Here is a 16570-nt window from a genome sequence, read left to right on the forward strand (position 1 = left end):
GGTCGGCCGGGTGCGCCCGCCGGCCGGCGCGGGCAGCGGCAGGGCCCGCCCACCCCGGCCGGAGCGGGTGCCGGAGCCTTCGGCGGTCAGGCGCCGGGTGCCCCGCAGGGTCTGCGGGCGGCCGGCGGACCGGGCGGACCGGAGCAGGACCTCTTCGGCGGCCGTGCCGCGGTGCCCCCGCAGCGCGGCAGCGGCGCCGACCAGGGTCGGCCGCCGCAGCTGCCGCCGCGCGGCGGGCCGCGGGCCGAGCTGCCGGGCGGCAACCCGCAGCCGCGCACGCCGAGTTGGGGCGACGAGAACGCGCCGCCGCTGTCCCGGGCCTCGCTGGACGCACCGCGCGGCCATGACGAGCAGGACGACGCGGCGCAGACCTCGCGCATGCCGCGGTTCGAGGACCGTGAGGGCCCTGGTTCGACGGCGGAGATACCGGCGATACCGGCGGCCGACGCCCCGCAGGGTCCGGGCGCCACCGGCGAGTTGCCCCGCCGGAACTTCACCGGTGTGAACGGCTCCCAGAACACCGGCCCGTTGGCCCGCTCCGGCTTCGACGGCTTCGACGCCCCGCAGAACGGCGGCCGTTCGGCCCGGCCGGGCGGACCCGGCCAGCAGGGTTCGGGCCAGTTCGTCCGCTCCGATGTCTTCGGCGCGCCGACCGGTCGACAGGACGCCCCCGCCACGGGCCGGTTCGCCGCCCAGCAGCCGTACGACGGCGGTCCCGCCGGCCGGTTCGACACGCCGGGCGCTGACAACGACGGCGGCTCCACGGGTCAGTTCGGCACACCGAACCACGACAACGGCTCCACCGGACAGTTCCCGACGCCGAACCACGACGGCGCCTCCACCGGACAGTTCCGGACGCCGGACTACGACGGCGCCTCCACCGGGCAGTTCCCGGCACCGGTTCGCGACAACGGCTCCACGGGGCAGTTCCCGGCGCCGGGCTATGACAACGGCTCCACCGGGCAGCACGCGCTGCCCGTCCGGCAGAGCCAGCAGCACACGGGCCAGTTCGAGCGACCGCAGACGGACGGCCGGGGCACCGACTTCTCCGGGCAGCGCCCGCCGGCTCCGCCACGGCGCGCGCCCCGCCAGGAGCCGGAGGCGCTGCCCCCGGCGAGTGGTCCCGGTGACGGTCGTACACCGCTGTACGACAACCTGGAGACCAACTGGTTCCACGGCGGCCCGCAGGAGCGGCAGCAGGGCGACGGCTCGGCTCCGGCCGGACCGGGGCCGCAGGGCGGACCGGCTCCTGCCACGGGTCCGCAGCGTCCCGTCACCAGTTCCTGGCGCAGCTCCCCGAACGACGAACTCGTCCGGCAGGCCGAGCGGGTGCGACAGCCCGCAGCGGGCGGGGTCACCACCTCCGGCCTGCCGCGCCGGGTGCCCCGGGCGAACCTCGTCCCGGGTACGGCTCAGCAGCAACAGCACCAAAGCGGTCCGCAGGTCTCGCGCGCACCCGACGACGTGCGCGGCCGGCTGACCAATCTCCGTCGGGGTATCGCGCAGGGTCGTCAGGCCAACAACGGCCAGGGCGACAGCTTCCCGAGCCCCACTCACCAGCAGGAGCGTTAGTTGAGCCAGATGAGCCAGGCGGCACAGAACCTCAACTGGTTGATCACCAACTTCGTGGACAACACCCCCGGGGTGTCCCACACCGTCGTCGTGTCCGCCGACGGACTCCTTCTGGCGATGTCGGAAGGGTTTCCCCGGGATCGCGCCGACCAGCTCGCGGCCGTCGCCTCCGGGCTCACCTCGCTGACGGCCGGGGCCTCCCGGATCTTCGAGGGGGGCAACGTGGCGCAGACGGTCGTCGAGATGGAGCGCGGGTTCCTCTTCCTCATGTCCATCTCGGACGGCTCGTCCCTCGCCGTCCTGGCCCACCCCGAGTGCGACATCGGTCTCGTCGGCTATGAGATGGCGCTCCTCGTCGACCGCGCGGGCGCCGTTCTCACGCCCGACCTGCGCGCCGAACTACAGGGCAGTCTGCTCCACTGACCGGCCCCGGATCCACCCAGCTCACCAAATCACCGTCCGGCCGCCACAATCCCCACACCGGCCCGTCAGACGGCACGACTGACCGAACTGCTGTCCCGCCCGGAGGATTCATGACCCCGCCCACCGCCCATCATGATCCGTACGCGGAGCCGTACGGGGACGAGGGCGACCAGCCGCTGGTACGTCCGTACGCGATGACCGGCGGCCGGACCCGGCCGCGCTACCAGCTCGCCATCGAGGCGCTGATCAGCACCACGGCCGACCCGGCAGCGCTCATGGGGCTGCTCCCGGAGCACCAGCGCATCTGCCACCTGTGCCGCGAAGTGAAGTCCGTGGCCGAGGTGTCCGCGCTCCTCACCATGCCCCTGGGCGTGGCCCGGATTCTGGTCGCCGACCTCGCCGAGGCCGGCCTGGTCGCCATCCACCAGCCGGGTGGCGACGAGAACAACGGCGGTGCACCGGACGTGACACTGCTCGAAAGGGTGCTCAGTGGACTTCGCAAGCTCTGACGGGGGGCGGGCCACCACCTCCGCGAAGATCGTGGTGGCGGGTGGCTTCGGCGTCGGCAAGACGACCTTCGTCGGTGCCGTCTCCGAGATCAACCCGCTGCGCACCGAGGCCGTGATGACGTCCGCCAGCGCGGGCATCGACGACCTCACCCACACCGGGGACAAGACCACCACCACGGTGGCCATGGACTTCGGCCGCATCACGCTCGACCAGGATCTGATCCTCTACCTGTTCGGCACCCCCGGCCAGGACCGGTTCTGGTTCATGTGGGACGACCTGGTGCGCGGCGCCATCGGCGCGGTGGTCCTGGTGGACACCCGCCGGCTGGCCGACTGCTTCCCCGCGGTCGACTACTTCGAGAACAGCGGTCTGCCCTTCGTCATCACGCTCAACGGTTTTGACGGCCACCAGCCGTACACCCCCGACGAGGTCCGCGAGGCCCTGCAGATCGGGCCGGACACCCCGATCATCACGACGGACGCCCGGCACCGGGCCGACGCCAAGTCCGCGCTGATCACGCTGGTCGAACACGCGCTCATGGCACGGCTGAGGTAGCACTCAAGTCGAAAGTGACATACGGCAGTTGTCGTACATACAGTGGAGCCGGCTGTGGCCTTTGACACGGTCGGCTCCACTGTTCATAACGTTTCGGCAGAGGAATCAGATGGTATGGCCACGCGTCGCGGTCGGCCGATGCCGCTGTGCTCACAAATGCCCCGCCTTTTGACGGGGCTCGCTCTTTATGACCGTTTTATCTGCGGTTTACATCACTCGGAATCCGCGGTTCCCACTGTTTGGAAGTGCGCTGGTCGTCGTGCTGGAATGCCTGAACTGCCCTTTAGTCGAAGACGTACTCAGTAGCTGAGGGGTCGTCCCCGACCTACGGGGCGCTGAGAGACTGCGGCACGACGTAGGTGCCCGCCGCCGAGAGGTTGTTGGTCGAGTGAGGCGAAGCAAGAGCGGTCCCGAGTCGTCGGCCCGCGGCAACTTCACCCCGCCGCGCGCCGCGGCCCCCCCTCGCGCGCCCGGTCGGGAGCGGTCGGCGGCTCCCGCCCCGCGCGGCGGCCGTCTCTCTCCCCAGAACTGGCGGGTGCCGACCCGGCTGAACGCGATCCTGCTGATACCCGTGGTGGTCGGTCTCGTCATGGGCGGCTTCCAGGTGAAGAGTTCGTTCGACACCTGGCAGCAGGCGCGGGACGCGGAGAGCACCGCCCGCCTGGTCCGCGCCGCCCTCACCTATGCCGACGCCCTCTACGTCGAGCGTGATGTCACCGCGGCGCCACTGCTGCTGAACAACGACAAGAACACGGTCACCGAGGCCCGCGCCAAGACCGACCAGGCGGCCGAAGCCTTCGACCAGGCCGCGCAGAGCATGCCGCACAAGGCCGGCCTGGAGCGCCGTCTACAGCTGTTCCGCCAGGAGGAACCCAAGCTCCAGGGCCTGCGCACGAACGCCTACACCACCAAGCTCACCGGCGTGAACACCGAAGAGGGGTACGTCGGGATCGCCCACCCCCTGATGGAGTTCGCCAACGAACTCGGTCTGGGCACGGGCAGCGTCACCTCCTACGGCCGTACCGTCTACGCCATCTCGCTGACCAAGGCCGCGCTGTCGCTGGAGCGGTCCATCGGCATGCATCTGCTGGTCAAGCCCGGCCCGGACGCGCCGAATCTGGCCACCCAGCGGGTCGCCCTCTCCTCGTACGCCTACCTGGAGCGGATCGCCATCGAGGAGTACCGCGCCGGTGGCACCGAGGCGGACGCGCAGCGGCTCACCGACGCCGAGAAGAAGATCAAGGCCGACGGCGCCGCGATGGTCCAGGAGACCAAGGCCAAGGACCCGAAGTACGTGGCCCCGCCGTCCAACACGGCCACGATGGTCTCGGCCGTGGCCACGCTGGAGGACACCAGCCCGCTGGCCCGTGAGCAGCTCGCCCAGCAGGGCGTCACCGCGCAGAACTGGTGGGCGGTCAACACCCTCAAGTTCAACGGGTACCGCCAGGTCGAGGCGGACCTGTCCGACAACGCGGTGAGCGAGGCATCCCGTATCGCCACCGACGCCCGGACCTCCGCGATCGTCACGGGTGCCGCGATCGTGGTCGCCCTGCTCGTCGCGTTCATCCTGGCCGGTGCGGTCGCCCGGCAGATGAGCCGCTCGATGCGGCGGCTGCGCAACGCCGCCTTCGGCATCGCCGAGCAGCGCCTGCCGACGCTGGTCGACCAGCTCTCCCGTACCGACCCCGGCCGGGTCGACACCCGGGTCGCGCCGATCCCGATCGCCTCGACCGACGAGATCGGCGAGGTCGCCCGCGCCTTCGACCAGGTCCACCGGGAGGCCGTCCGGCTCGCCTCCGAGCAGGCCCTGCTGCGGGGCAACATCAACGCGGTCTTCACCAACCTCTCGCGCCGCAACCAGTCGCTGATCGAGGGCCAACTGACCCTGATCACCGACCTGGAGAACAACGAGGCCGACCCGGACCAGTTGCAGAACCTGTTCCGGCTGGACCACCTGGCGACCCGGATGCGCCGCAACGGCGAGAACCTCCTCGTCCTCGCCGGCGAGGAGCCCGGCCGCCGCTGGGACCAGCCGGTCCCGCTCGTCGACGTGCTGCGCGCCGCCGCCTCCGAGGTGGAGCAGTACGAGCGCATCGAACTGTCCGGGGTGCCGGAGGCCGAGATCCACGGCCGCGCGGTCACCGACCTCGTGCATCTGCTGGCCGAGTTGCTGGAGAACGCCACGACGTTCTCCTCCCCGCAGACCAAGGTTCGTGTCACCGCCACCCGGCTGCCGGACGGTCGGATCATGATCGAGATCCACGACAAGGGCATCGGGCTGACCGCCGAGGACTTCGCGGACATCAATCACAGACTGGCCAATCCGCCGACCGTGGACGCGGCGATCTCCCAGCGCATGGGCCTGTTCGTGGTCGGCCGGCTGTCCGACCGGCACGGCATCCGGGTCCAGCTGCGGCCCTCCGGCGAGCAGGCCGGCACCACCTCCCTGGTCATGCTCCCCGACGCCATCACACACGGCGGTGGCGGCGAACAGCCGCTGGACCGCGAGGAGTTCACGGTCTCGCAGATCATCCCGGAGCAGCAGCTCCCGGGCGAGAACTTCAGCCAGCCGCCGCCGCTGCCGATGCGCACCGCGGCGGAACTCGGCTTCGACGACAGCCGCTACGCCGACGTCCCCGACGACATCCGCCAACTGGACCCGGTGGGCCGCTCGCTGAAGCGCGAGGAGCGCCGCGCGGCCCTGGAGTCCCCGGCGCAGGATGCCCTGGAGTCCCCGGCACAGGCCCCGGCCCAGCCCGCCCAGGGGCAGCAGGCGACGCCCGAGGCGCCCGCCTATGCCGAGGGGTTCGACGCCCACGGCTACGACGCCGGCCGTACCGGCTACCAGGAGCAGCCCGCGGCCTACGACCCGCAGCCGGCCTACGAGGAGCCGAGCCGCACGGCGTACGACCCTCAGCCGGGCCGCACGGCGTACGACGAGCCGGGCCGCACGGCGTACGACGAGCGGTACGTCGCGCCGGGCGGCGGCCTCCCGCAGGGCGACGGCTTCGCCTCGCCCGGCGGCTACCCGGAGCCGTCGTATGCGGAGCCCGTCCAGCAGGAGCAGACCGGCACCCACGCCGCCGCGGCCGACTCCTTCGGCGGTTTCGGGGAGCCGTCCTACCAGGACGGCTGGGCGCAGCCGGACGGCTACCAGAACGGATATCCGGCCCCGTACTCCCCCGAAGCGGAATCCACGCAGGCCGGTCACGTGACGGAGCGGGACCGCGTAGGCTTCGAACATCCGGGACCGGCACCCTCCGCCGTCCACGAGCTGACCGACGCCGGGCTGCCCCGCCGCGGATCCGTCCCGAGCGGTCCGAACGACGACGGCGCGAGCGGTGCGGTGGGCGGTGCGGCGGGCGGCCATCAGGAACCGTCGGCTCCCACGCCGGAGAACAACGGTGACGGCGACTGGCGTTCGGCCAACGACGAGCGCTGGCAGCAGGCATCTCAACTGCGCAAGCCCAAGGCGGGCGGGGTCACCTCCTCCGGCCTGCCGCGGCGGGTGCCCAAGGCCAATCTGGTCGAGGGCGCCGCCGAAGCCACCCCCCAGGGAGGCCCACAGGTCTCCCGCGCCCCGGAGGACATCCGGGGCCGGCTGAGCAGACTGCGTCGGGGTGTCCAACGCGGACGCGACGCCGGCGCGGGCAGTGAAACGAACGGCCAGGGCTTCGGTCCTGGCAGCACCTACGACCAGGAGCGTTAGTGTGAGCCCGATGAGCCAGGCGGCACAGAACCTGAACTGGTTGATCACCAACTTCGTGGACAACACCCCGGGGGTGTCCCACACGGTGGTGGTCTCCGCCGACGGACTCCTTCTGGCGATGTCCGAAGGCTTCCCACGCGACCGCGCCGACCAGCTCGCGGCCGTCGCCTCCGGTCTGACGTCTCTGACGGCAGGCGCCTCCCGGATCTTCGAAGGGGGCAGCGTGAATCAGACGGTTGTGGAGATGGAGCGGGGATTCCTCTTCCTCATGTCCATCTCCGACGGCTCATCGCTCGCGGTCCTGGCACACCCGGAGGCGGACATCGGTCTCATCGGGTACGAGATGGCACTTTTGGTGGACCGGGCGGGCACGGTTCTCACCCCGGATCTCCGCGCGGAGCTTCAGGGCAGCCTTCTCAACTAACAGACAGACGGTGCGTTTTCGGGTCCCGGGGCCGTAAGGTTTCGGGACGCGGCTCCCCAGGAGCGAGTGCCCGGCACAGTCGGAGGAGGAGAAAGTGGCAACACCCCCAAGCGGTTCGTCAGCAGGCAACTGGTCGTACGGCCCTGCCCAGGACCAGGGTGACGGTTCGACGAACCGGTACAACTTCCCCTCCACCCCGAGCCATCGGCAGCCATACGCACCGCAGGGCCCCGGCCCTTCGCCGTACGACCAGCCGCCGACACCGCGCATCCAGCCGGTGCAGCCGCAGCGCCGTCCCGAGCCGGCGCCCGCCCCGGCGGCGAACAACCACTTGGTGCGTCCGTACGCCATGACCGGCGGCCGGACCCGCCCGCGGTACCAGCTCGCCATCGAGGCGCTGGTGCACACCACTGCGCAGCCGCACCAGATGCAGGGCCAGTTGCCCGAGCATCAGCGGATCTGCCACCTGTGCCGAGAGATCAAGTCGGTCGCCGAAATCTCGGCGTTGCTGACCATCCCCCTCGGCGTGGCCAGGATCCTCGTCGCCGACTTGGCGGAGGCGGGCCTGGTCGCCATCCATCAGCCCGGCGGCGACGAGAACGCCGGCGGCCAGCCAGACGTGACACTGCTCGAAAGGGTGCTCAGTGGACTTCGCAAGCTCTAGCGGCGGTCCTTCCCGCTCCACCACCTCCGCGAAAATCGTGGTGGCGGGCGGCTTCGGCGTGGGTAAGACCACGTTCGTCGGTGCTGTCTCGGAGATCAACCCGCTGCGCACAGAGGCCGTCATGACGTCCGCTTCGGCAGGCATCGACGATCTCACCCACACCGGGGACAAGACGACCACGACGGTCGCCATGGACTTCGGCCGCATCACCCTGGACCAGGATCTGATCCTCTACCTGTTCGGCACCCCCGGCCAGGACCGGTTCTGGTTCATGTGGGACGACCTGGTGCGCGGCGCCATCGGCGCGGTCGTGCTGGTCGACACCCGTCGGCTGGCCGACTGCTTCCCCGCGGTCGACTACTTCGAGAACTCGGGTCTGCCCTTCGTCATCGCCCTGAACGGCTTCGACGGCAGCCAGCCGTACTCCCCCGACGAGGTGCGCGAGGCCCTGCAGATCGGGCCGGACACCCCGATCATCACGACGGACGCCCGGCACCGCGCGGACGCCAAGTCCGCGTTGATCACTCTCGTGGAGCACGCGCTGATGGCCCGGCTCCGCTGAGCCTGTCCACCGGACCTGTTGCGGCTACTGGGCTGCCACTGGCGGTTGTACGCCGTCTGCGGGTGGTTGGTGGTTGATCGCGCGCGCGGCGGAGCCGCACATCGACACAGCCCCGCGCCCCTTTGGGGGCGCATGAAAGTGGGGCCCCTCCGGAGAGGGGCCCCACTTGGTCTTTGAGTCTGCTGAGCGGCGCAGCCTAGCCGTGCCAGCTGTGCGGGGCCCGGAAGCCGGGCTCGCGGTCCAGGCGGCGCCAGCCGGCCTTCGCACGGCCTCGGTACGCGGGGGCAGCCTCGGAGCTGCGGGCGGCTGCGCGGGCCAGCAGGATCGCCGTTATGGCGGCGACCTCTTCGGGCTCGGCATGGCCCTTCTCGACGCGGATGTCGGGAGTGTTCATGGCTGTCAGTCTCCGTGAGAGAGGTGTCCGCGGGGACAGGTGGGTCACCGCGGATCCGCCGGGGTCACTGCGGGGGGTTGCCGTGCTTGCGCGAGGGCAGGTCGGCGTGCTTGGCATGCAGCATCGCCAGGGACTTGGCCAGCACCTCGCGGGTCTCGGCCGGGTCGATGACGTCGTCGACCAGACCACGCTCAGCCGCATAGTACGGGTGCATCAGCTCGGCCTTGTACTCCTTGACCATCTTCTGCCGCATGGCCTCGGGGTCCTCGGCTCCCGCGATCTGCCGACGGAAGATGACGTTGGCCGCGCCGTCCGCACCCATCACGGCGATCTCGTTGGTGGGCCAGGCGTAGGTGAGGTCGGCACCGATGGACTGGCTGTCCATGACGATGTAGGCGCCTCCGTACGCCTTGCGGAGGATCAGCGAGATCCTCGGCACGGTCGCGTTGCAGTACGCGTACAGCAGCTTCGCACCGTGCCGGATGATCCCGCCGTGCTCCTGGTCGACACCGGGGAGGAACCCCGGGACGTCCAGGAAGGTGACGATCGGGACGTTAAAAGCGTCACACATCTGGACAAAGCGCGCAGCTTTTTCACTCGCCTCGATGTCCAGCACGCCCGCGAGCACCTGCGGCTGGTTGGCGACGATGCCGACGACCTGTCCGTCGATGCGGGCCAGCGCACAGATGATGTTGCGGGCCCAGCGCTCGTGGACCTCCACGTACTCGCCGTCGTCGACGATCTCCTCGATGACCTTGGCCATGTCGTACGGCCGGTTGCCGTCCGCCGGGACCAGGTCGAGCAGGGCATCGCTGCGCCGGTCCACCGGATCGGTCGACTCCACGCGCGGCGGGTTCTCCCGGTTGTTCTGCGGCAGCAGCGACAGGAGGTAGCGCACCTCCGCGATGCAGGTCTCCTCGTCGTCGTAGGCGAAGTGGCACACGCCGGAGGTCTCGGCGTGCACGTCCGCGCCGCCCAGGCCGTTCTGGGTGATCTCCTCGCCGGTGACCGCCTTGACCACGTCCGGCCCGGTGATGAACATCTGCGAGGTCTCCCGGACCATGAACACGAAGTCCGTCAGCGCCGGGCTGTAGGCGGCGCCGCCCGCGCACGGGCCGAGCATCACGCTGATCTGCGGGATGACCCCGGACGCCTTGGTGTTGCGCTGGAAGATGCCGCCGTAGCCGGCCAGCGCGGAGACACCCTCCTGGATCCGGGCGCCGGCGCCGTCGTTGAGGGAGACCAGCGGGGCACCGGCCGCGATGGCCATGTCCATGATCTTGTGGATCTTCGTGGCGTGGGCCTCGCCGAGCGCACCGCCGAAGATCCGGAAGTCATGGGCGTAGACGAAGACCGTACGGCCCTCCACTGTGCCCCAGCCGGTGATCACACCGTCCGTGAACGGCTTCTTGGCCTCCAGGCCGAACCCGGTCGCCCGGTGCCGGCGCAGCTGCTCGACCTCCTGGAAGGACCCCGCGTCCAGGAGCAGTTCGATCCGCTCCCGGGCGGTCAGCTTGCCCTTGGCGTGCTGCGCCTCGGTCGCCTTCTCGCTGGGGCCCGCCAGCGCCTGCGCACGGATGTCGTGCAGCTCGGCGACCCGCCCGCGCGCGTCCGTCGGTTCGCCGGCCGGCTCACCCGTCGCCTCTTCCAAAACGGTCATGTAGCGACCTTACGAAGGACAACAAGAAAAGCGAGCCGTCGACTCCGTACAGTCTCCGGCCCGTTTTCCTGGTAGCACTGAACAGAACCCCACCACCATGCAGCCGTTCCGACTGTTCAGAGGGTGTCGGGCTTGTGGAGATGACACAAAGTCGTCACCCGAGAGCCGTCTCACATTCGCACCCGGAACATGCCATCCCCGGAGTGACAGAGAGCCCCGAACGGCGGTCCGCCAAGAGCGCCTCGACGATGTCGTCGGCCCGAATGACCGACCGCGCCGACCACACCGGCCGGTCCCGGACGATCTCCGGCGGGGGCACTTGTGCGGGTGGCTCGCTCACGCGGAGCCTAGCGGTACACCGATACCGCCGGAGCGGCACACCCGCCCCCACGGAGGCGAGAACGCGTGCGACACACCGACGGATGATGTTGAACATTGAACAGAATGGGTCTACCTTCTTCCATGTCGACCTCATTGAACATTCAACATCAATGATCTCTTCATCCCCGATCTCTTCGTCCCCAAGGAGCACGACATGGGCATCTTCGGCCGCAGGAACGCCGACGAGACGACCGGCACCACCGCCGCGGCTCAGGCCGCGGTGAGCCCCGGCCTGGCCTCGGTCACCGGCGACTACACGATCGACCCGGCGCACACCACGATCGGCTTCGTCGCCCGCCACGCCATGGTCACCAACGTCAAGGGCAGCTTCACGGAACTGTCCGGCACGCTGCACCTCGACGGCGCCGACCCCGCCAGGTCGACGGCCTCGCTGGACATCACGATGGACAGCATCGAAACCGGCAACGCCGACCGCGACACCCACCTGAAGTCGGCGGACTTCTTCAGGACCGACGAGTTCCCGACGATGACCTTCCGCTCCACCAAGGCCGAGGCCCTGGGCGGGGACGACTACCGCATCACCGGCGACCTGACGATCCTCGGCGTCACCGGGCCGCTCGCCATCGACCTTGAGTTCAACGGCTCCGCCAAGGACCCCTTCGGCAACGAGCGCGTCGGCTTCGAGGGCAAGGCGGAGATCCTGCGCTCCGAGTGGGGTCTGACCTGGAACGCGGCCCTGGAGACGGGCGGTGTCCTGGTCTCCGACAAGATCAAGCTGAACTTCGACGTCTCGGCGATCAAGAACGCCTGAGACCGTCAAGTCTCCCTGCAGCCACGGAACTCAGACCACACGACTTTGCCCGGATCCCGTTCTGCCACGCCCCAGTCGTCGGCCAGCGCGGCGACGAGCAGCAGACCCCGGCCGTGTTCCGACTCCGGCCCGGTGTCCGGGGTGCGGATCTCACCGGGGCCGCTGTCGTGGACCTCGACGCGGAGGGCTCCGTCGGTCGTGAGGGTCAGGCAGAACCGGAAACAGCGGCCCGGCGGGACGCCGTGCAGGAGGGCGTTGGTGGCGAGTTCGCTCACACAGAGCAGTACGTCGTCGCTCCGCCGGGACAGGCCCCAGTCGGCGAGGGTGATACGGGTGAGGTCGCGGGCGACGGCCACCGACCTGCGGTCGCGGGGGTAGAGGGCGGTGCGGGCGTGCAGGAGTTGGGCTTGGGGATTCACGGGGCGACTGTCACAGGGGGTGACTAGAGTGGGGCAGCGAGTGAAGTCCTAGTTCTCACAACTACGACCTCACTGCGAGGAATTCGTGTGTCTACGGTGGAAGGGGGACAGCCATGCACACGGCCAAGAAGCCCAGGAAGGGCAGTTCATGGCGTGCGGTGGGGGCGGTGCTGGCGCACTTGCGGAAGCAGGCCCGGCTGACTCAGGAGCAGCTCGCCGAGCGGGCGCACATCAGCGTGGACACGGTGGCGTCCATCGAGCAGGGACGGCTGGCGTTGCAGCCGGATCGGGCCGAGCAGTTCGATGAACTGCTGGGTACCGGTGGAGTGTTGGCCGTACTGGTGGCCGAGATGCCGGTGCGGGAGAAGGTGGTGCAGTTCGCGCAGTCGTTGGTGGAGCATGAGCAGGAGGCCGTCAGCATCCTGTCGTACCAGAGCCTTGCGATTCCCGGACTGCTTCAGACCCGGGACTACTGCCGGGCCGTCTTCGACTATCGCTACCCGGCCATCGGCAGCGAGACGGCCGAGCAGTGGGTGAGTGCTCGTATGGAGCGGCAGTTGGTCTTCGAGCGGGAGCGGCCTCCCGTGTGCCACTTCATTATCGAGGAGAGCATCCTGCGACGGCAGGTCGGCGGTCCGGAGGCGATGCGGGAGCAGTTCCGCCAGATTCTGGAGTACACCGAGCCCGTCCACATGAGCTTTCAGATCATGCCGATGGATCGGGTGCCGCATGCCGGTCTCGACGGGCCGATGGTGCTTCTGGAGACGCCCGAACACGAGCGCCTGGCCTACCTGGAGGTCCAGCGTGTCAGCTTCCTCGCCGATGGTCCCGAGGAGGTCAGCGACTATCACCACAAGTATGGAATGCTGCGGTCACAGGCCCTCTCACCGGATGAGAGCGTGCGCATCATGCACGGACTGCTAGGAGACCGATGAGCACCGCACTTCAGTGGTTCAAGTCCAGCTACAGCGGCAGCGAGGGCGGCGACTGCGTCGAGGTCGCCCACGACTGGCGCAAGTCCAGCTACAGCAGCGACGCGGGCGGCAACTGCATCGAGGTCGCCCACGACTGGCGCAAGTCCAGCCACAGCAGCAACGAGGGCGGCAACTGCATAGAGGTCGCCACCCACCCCGCCGCCATCCACATCCGCGACTCCAAGAACGACCCCGTCACCGGGGCGATACTCACCGTCTCCCCCGCCACCTGGACCGCGTTCCTGAGCGCCGGTGTCGTCGGGCGTTCCTGAGCGGCGCGTCGATGCCGAGAGCGTCAGGCGGGAGATCCTGGACGAGGGCGCGGGCGGGCGGCCGTATCTGCTGCGCGACGCCCGTGTCACGGGGGCGCTGCTGCTCGACGGGGCCGAGATACGGCGTGCGGTGCGGTTCGAGGGGTGCCGGTTCGACGCGGCGGTGACGCTCGAAGGGGCGAGCACGCTTGCGTTCGAGGTGGTCGAGTGTGTGCTGTCGGGGGTGCGGGCCTCAACCGCCCGGATCGGCGGGCGACTTGATCTTCGGCGGTCGACCATCGGGCAGCCCGACGGCGTGGGCAGCGCCGTGGATCTGGTGCATGCGGACATCGCGGGCGGGCTGCGGCTCGACGGGGCCCAGCTGATCGCGCCGGGGCGGGTGGCCCTGGAGGGCGGCGGGCTTGTGATGCGGGGCGGGGTGTTCTGCGAGGACGGGTTCGTCGCGGAGGGCGAAGTCGGGTTCCCCGGGGCCGAGTTGCCGGGCGGGCTGTGGATGCGCGGGGCGCGGATCACGGTCGGGGAGGCGGATCGGTTCGCGTTCCACGGGGACAACCTCAAGGCGTCGACCGTACGGCTGTCGAAGGGGTTTCAAGCGGATGGCAGGGTGCGGTTGCGCGGGGCGCGGATAGAGGACCTCGTGACCTTCCACGAGGCCGAACTCCTGGGGCACGGCTCGTCGTTGATGTGCGTGGGAATGCGGGCCGAAGCACTCGACCTGCGGTTCGCGCGCAGACCGGCGGGGACCGTGAACCTGCGCAACGCGCACGCGACCCGCATCCAGGACCATCCGTCGACCTGGCCCGGGTCACTGGGGCTCGACGGACTGACGTACGACTGGCTCCACAGGACCGCCGACGCGCGCCGCGAGGACGTCACGAACCGGCTTGCCTGGCTGCGCCACCAGCCGGTCTACGCGCCGCAGCCGTACGAGCAACTCGCCTCCTACTACCGCCGGTCGGGGCACGAGGACGAGGCGCGGCGCGTGCTGCTCGTGCGGGAGCGGTGTCGGCGGGCGACGCTGGGCCCGGCGGGGCGGGTGTGGGGCTGGCTGCTCGACGGCGTGGTGGGGTACGGCTACCGGCCGTGGCTCGCCGGGATCTGGCTGGCGCTGCTCACGCTGCTCGGCTCGCTCGTCTTCCATGCGTCCACGCCCGTACCGAACAAGTCGGGCGGGGGCGCACCGTTCAACCCGGTCGTGTACACCCTCGATCTGCTCGTCCCCATCGGTGGACTCGGGCAGCGGGACGGCTGGCACTGGGCCGAGGCGGGCGTGCAGTCACTCGCGTACGGGCTGATCGGCGTCGGATGGATTCTGACGACGGCGGTGGTCGCGGGCGTGACGCGGACGCTCAGCAGGAACTGACCGCACGGGAACCGCACTTCCGAGAACCGCACTTCCGGGAAGTGCGGTTCCCCGAACCTAGCCGGGCCCGGACGCCCGCTCGCCGATGTCACTCGGCCGGTGCGACCCCGGCCCGCAGCAACCCGTACGTGTAAGCGTCCTCCAACGCCTGCCAGGACGCGGCGATGACGTTCTCCGCGACGCCCACCGTGGACCACTCGCCGCTGCCGTCGGACGTGGAGATCAGGACCCGGGTCGTGGACTGGGTGCCGTGCTTGCCCTCCAGGATGCGGACCTTGTAGTCGACCAGGTCCAGCTTGGCGAGCTGCGGGTAGATCTTTTCGAGGGCTACGCGCAGGGCACGGTCCAGCGCGTTGACCGGGCCGTTGCCCTCCGCCGTGGCGACAATGCGCTCCCCCTTGGCCCACAGCTTGACCGTGGCCTCGTTGGCGTGGGTGCCGTCGGGGCGGTCCTCGACGATGGCCCGCCAGGACTCGACGCGGAAGTAGCTCAGCGGCTTGCCGTCGACCTCCTCGCGGAGGAGAAGTTCGAAGGAGGCGTCGGCGGCTTCGTAGGTGTAGCCCTTCAGCTCGCGTTCCTTGACGCGCTCGACAACCCGGCCGACCAGTTCGCGGTCGCCGCCGAGGTCGATGCCGAGCTCCCGGCCCTTCAGCTCGATGGAGGCGCGACCGGCCATGTCGGAGACCAGCATGCGCATGGTGTTGCCGACCCGTTCGGGGTCGATGTGCTGGTACAGGTCCGGGTCGACCTTGATCGCGGAGGCGTGCAGGCCCGCCTTGTGGGCGAAGGCGGAGACACCGACGTACGGCTGGTGGGTGGAGGGGGTGAGGTTGACCACCTCGGCGATGGCGTGCGAGATGCGGGTCATCTCACGCAGCCGGCCCTCCGGCAGGACCTGCTTGCCGTACTTCAGTTCCAGGGCCGCGACCACCGGGAACAGGTTGGCGTTGCCGACCCGCTCGCCGTAGCCGTTCGCCGTGCACTGCACATGGGTGGCGCCGGCGTCCACGGCCGCGAGGGAGTTGGCCACCGCACAGCCCGTGTCGTCCTGGGCGTGGATGCCGAGCCGGGCGCCGGTGTCCGCGAGGACCGTGGAGACCACGGCCTGGATCTGGGCCGGGAGCATGCCGCCGTTGGTGTCGCACAGCACCACCACGTCCGCGCCGGCCTCCGCGGCAGCCCGGACGACCGCCTTCGCGTACTCGGGGTTGGCCCGGTAGCCGTCGAAGAAGTGCTCGCAGTCGACGAACACCCGGCGGCCCTGCGCGCGCAGATGCGACACGGTGTCGCGGATCATCGCCAGGTTCTCGTCCAGCGTGGTGCGCAGCGCCAGCTCCACATGCCGGTCATGCGACTTGGCGACCAGCGTGATGACCGGGGCGCCGGACTCCAGGAGCGCCCTGACCTGCGGGTCGTCGGCGGCCTTGATCCCGGCGCGACGGGTCGAGCCGAACGCGACGAGCTGGGCGTGCCGGAAGTCGATCTCCTGCTGGGCGCGGGCGAAGAACTCGGTGTCCCGGGGGTTCGCACCGGGCCACCCGCCCTCGATGAAGCCCACGCCGAAGTCGTCCAGGTGCCGTGCGATGGCGAGCTTGTCCGCGACGGTGAGGTTGATGCCCTCGCGCTGCGCGCCGTCACGCAGCGTGGTGTCGAAGACGTGGAACGAGTCGTCGAGCTCGCTGGTTTCCGTCTCGGTCATGGTCTCAAGGCTCCTGTTTGGGATCTCGGTCTTACCGGAATGACCGGCTCCACCATCCCCCCATACTCCCTCGCGCTCCGTTCCCGGCTGAAGGTGGGCCAGGAAACGAAAAAACCTCTCGCGGGTGCGAGAGGTCTGCGCGCGGGTCGAGGACGACGGTGGCCACCCGTACCTGGTCGTACGTGGTGGTCACTGCGGACCGGCGCGCCTGCTGCCA

The 16570-nt window shown here is 69.8% G+C and carries 15 protein-coding genes and 1 pseudogene; 12 read left to right on the forward strand and 4 right to left on the reverse strand.

The genetic code is table 11. The features are described 5' to 3' along the window. The 8 genes and pseudogenes from ACWEKM_RS07770 to ACWEKM_RS07805 all read left to right on the forward strand — a co-directional run. Window positions 1-1572: pseudogene (locus ACWEKM_RS07770) on the forward strand (nitrate- and nitrite sensing domain-containing protein); the annotation flags it as partial. Between the two features lie 9 nt (window positions 1573-1581). Next, window positions 1582-1995 carry a roadblock/LC7 domain-containing protein gene (locus ACWEKM_RS07775; RefSeq protein ID WP_030382516.1) on the forward strand — a complete coding sequence of 138 codons (414 nt, stop codon included), beginning with the start codon at window positions 1582-1584 and terminating at the stop codon, window positions 1993-1995. A gap of 110 nt (window positions 1996-2105) precedes the next feature. Then, complete coding sequence (locus ACWEKM_RS07780; protein ID WP_030168425.1) at window positions 2106-2504, forward strand: DUF742 domain-containing protein; 399 nt, start codon at window positions 2106-2108, stop codon at window positions 2502-2504. Beyond that, entirely contained in the window at window positions 2485-3060 is a 576-nt protein-coding gene (locus tag ACWEKM_RS07785; protein ID WP_388712543.1) for a GTP-binding protein, read from the forward strand. Before ACWEKM_RS07780 ends, ACWEKM_RS07785 begins: the two co-directional genes overlap by 20 nt. Window positions 3061-3448: 388 nt before the next feature. Next, window positions 3449-6769, forward strand: coding sequence for a nitrate- and nitrite sensing domain-containing protein (locus ACWEKM_RS07790; RefSeq protein WP_451620273.1), 3321 nt, complete (start codon window positions 3449-3451; stop codon window positions 6767-6769). A 10-nt stretch (window positions 6770-6779) separates the two neighbouring features. Beyond that, window positions 6780-7193, forward strand: coding sequence for a roadblock/LC7 domain-containing protein (locus ACWEKM_RS07795; protein WP_030948713.1), 414 nt, complete (start codon window positions 6780-6782; stop codon window positions 7191-7193). A gap of 94 nt (window positions 7194-7287) precedes the next feature. Then, window positions 7288-7857: a DUF742 domain-containing protein gene (locus ACWEKM_RS07800; RefSeq protein WP_451620274.1), complete on the forward strand. Its 570-nt coding sequence runs from the start codon at window positions 7288-7290 to the stop codon at window positions 7855-7857. Continuing rightward, window positions 7838-8419 (forward strand): GTP-binding protein, encoded by a 582-nt coding sequence (locus tag ACWEKM_RS07805; protein ID WP_451620275.1) that lies wholly within the window; start codon window positions 7838-7840, stop codon window positions 8417-8419. The genes ACWEKM_RS07800 and ACWEKM_RS07805 overlap by 20 nt, the downstream gene beginning before the upstream one ends. A 196-nt stretch (window positions 8420-8615) precedes the next feature. Here the strand turns inward: ACWEKM_RS07805 and ACWEKM_RS07810 are convergent, their stop codons facing one another. Both ACWEKM_RS07810 and ACWEKM_RS07815 read right to left on the reverse strand, forming a co-directional pair. After that, the gene (locus ACWEKM_RS07810) at window positions 8616-8813 is read right to left on the reverse strand and encodes an acyl-CoA carboxylase subunit epsilon (protein WP_451620276.1); all 198 of its coding nucleotides are present in this window, start codon (window positions 8811-8813) and stop codon (window positions 8616-8618) included. Window positions 8814-8877: 64 nt separating this feature from the next. Next, window positions 8878-10473, reverse strand: coding sequence for an acyl-CoA carboxylase subunit beta (locus ACWEKM_RS07815; RefSeq protein ID WP_451620277.1), 1596 nt, complete (start codon window positions 10471-10473; stop codon window positions 8878-8880). A gap of 535 nt (window positions 10474-11008) precedes the next feature. Between ACWEKM_RS07815 and ACWEKM_RS07820 the strand changes: the two genes are divergently transcribed. Continuing rightward, window positions 11009-11626, forward strand: coding sequence for a YceI family protein (locus ACWEKM_RS07820; RefSeq protein WP_451620278.1), 618 nt, complete (start codon window positions 11009-11011; stop codon window positions 11624-11626). Between the two features lie 5 nt (window positions 11627-11631). On the opposite strand, the gene ACWEKM_RS07825 is transcribed toward ACWEKM_RS07820, so the two are convergent. Then, window positions 11632-12045, reverse strand: a complete 414-nt coding sequence (locus tag ACWEKM_RS07825; RefSeq protein WP_451620279.1) for an ATP-binding protein — start codon at window positions 12043-12045, stop codon at window positions 11632-11634. 113 nt (window positions 12046-12158) lie between these two features. Here ACWEKM_RS07825 and ACWEKM_RS07830 point away from each other — a divergent pair, with 113 nt between their 5' ends. Genes ACWEKM_RS07830 through ACWEKM_RS07840 form a run of 3 tightly spaced genes read left to right on the forward strand, consistent with a single transcriptional unit; the run spans window position 12159 to window position 14654 of the window. Beyond that, complete coding sequence (locus ACWEKM_RS07830) at window positions 12159-12980, forward strand: helix-turn-helix domain-containing protein (protein ID WP_451620280.1); 822 nt, start codon at window positions 12159-12161, stop codon at window positions 12978-12980. After that, window positions 12977-13291 (forward strand): DUF397 domain-containing protein, encoded by a 315-nt coding sequence (locus ACWEKM_RS07835; protein WP_451620281.1) that lies wholly within the window; start codon window positions 12977-12979, stop codon window positions 13289-13291. Before ACWEKM_RS07830 ends, ACWEKM_RS07835 begins: the two co-directional genes overlap by 4 nt. Then, entirely contained in the window at window positions 13272-14654 is a 1383-nt protein-coding gene (locus ACWEKM_RS07840) for an oxidoreductase (protein ID WP_451620282.1), read from the forward strand. The genes ACWEKM_RS07835 and ACWEKM_RS07840 overlap by 20 nt, the downstream gene beginning before the upstream one ends. 88 nt (window positions 14655-14742) lie before the next feature. Here ACWEKM_RS07840 and cimA read toward each other — a convergent pair whose 3' ends face one another. After that, complete coding sequence (gene cimA / locus ACWEKM_RS07845) at window positions 14743-16353, reverse strand: citramalate synthase (RefSeq protein ID WP_451620283.1); 1611 nt, start codon at window positions 16351-16353, stop codon at window positions 14743-14745. Window positions 16354-16570: the final 217 nt, after the last annotated feature.

The organism is Streptomyces sp. NPDC004752, from assembly GCF_053601275.1.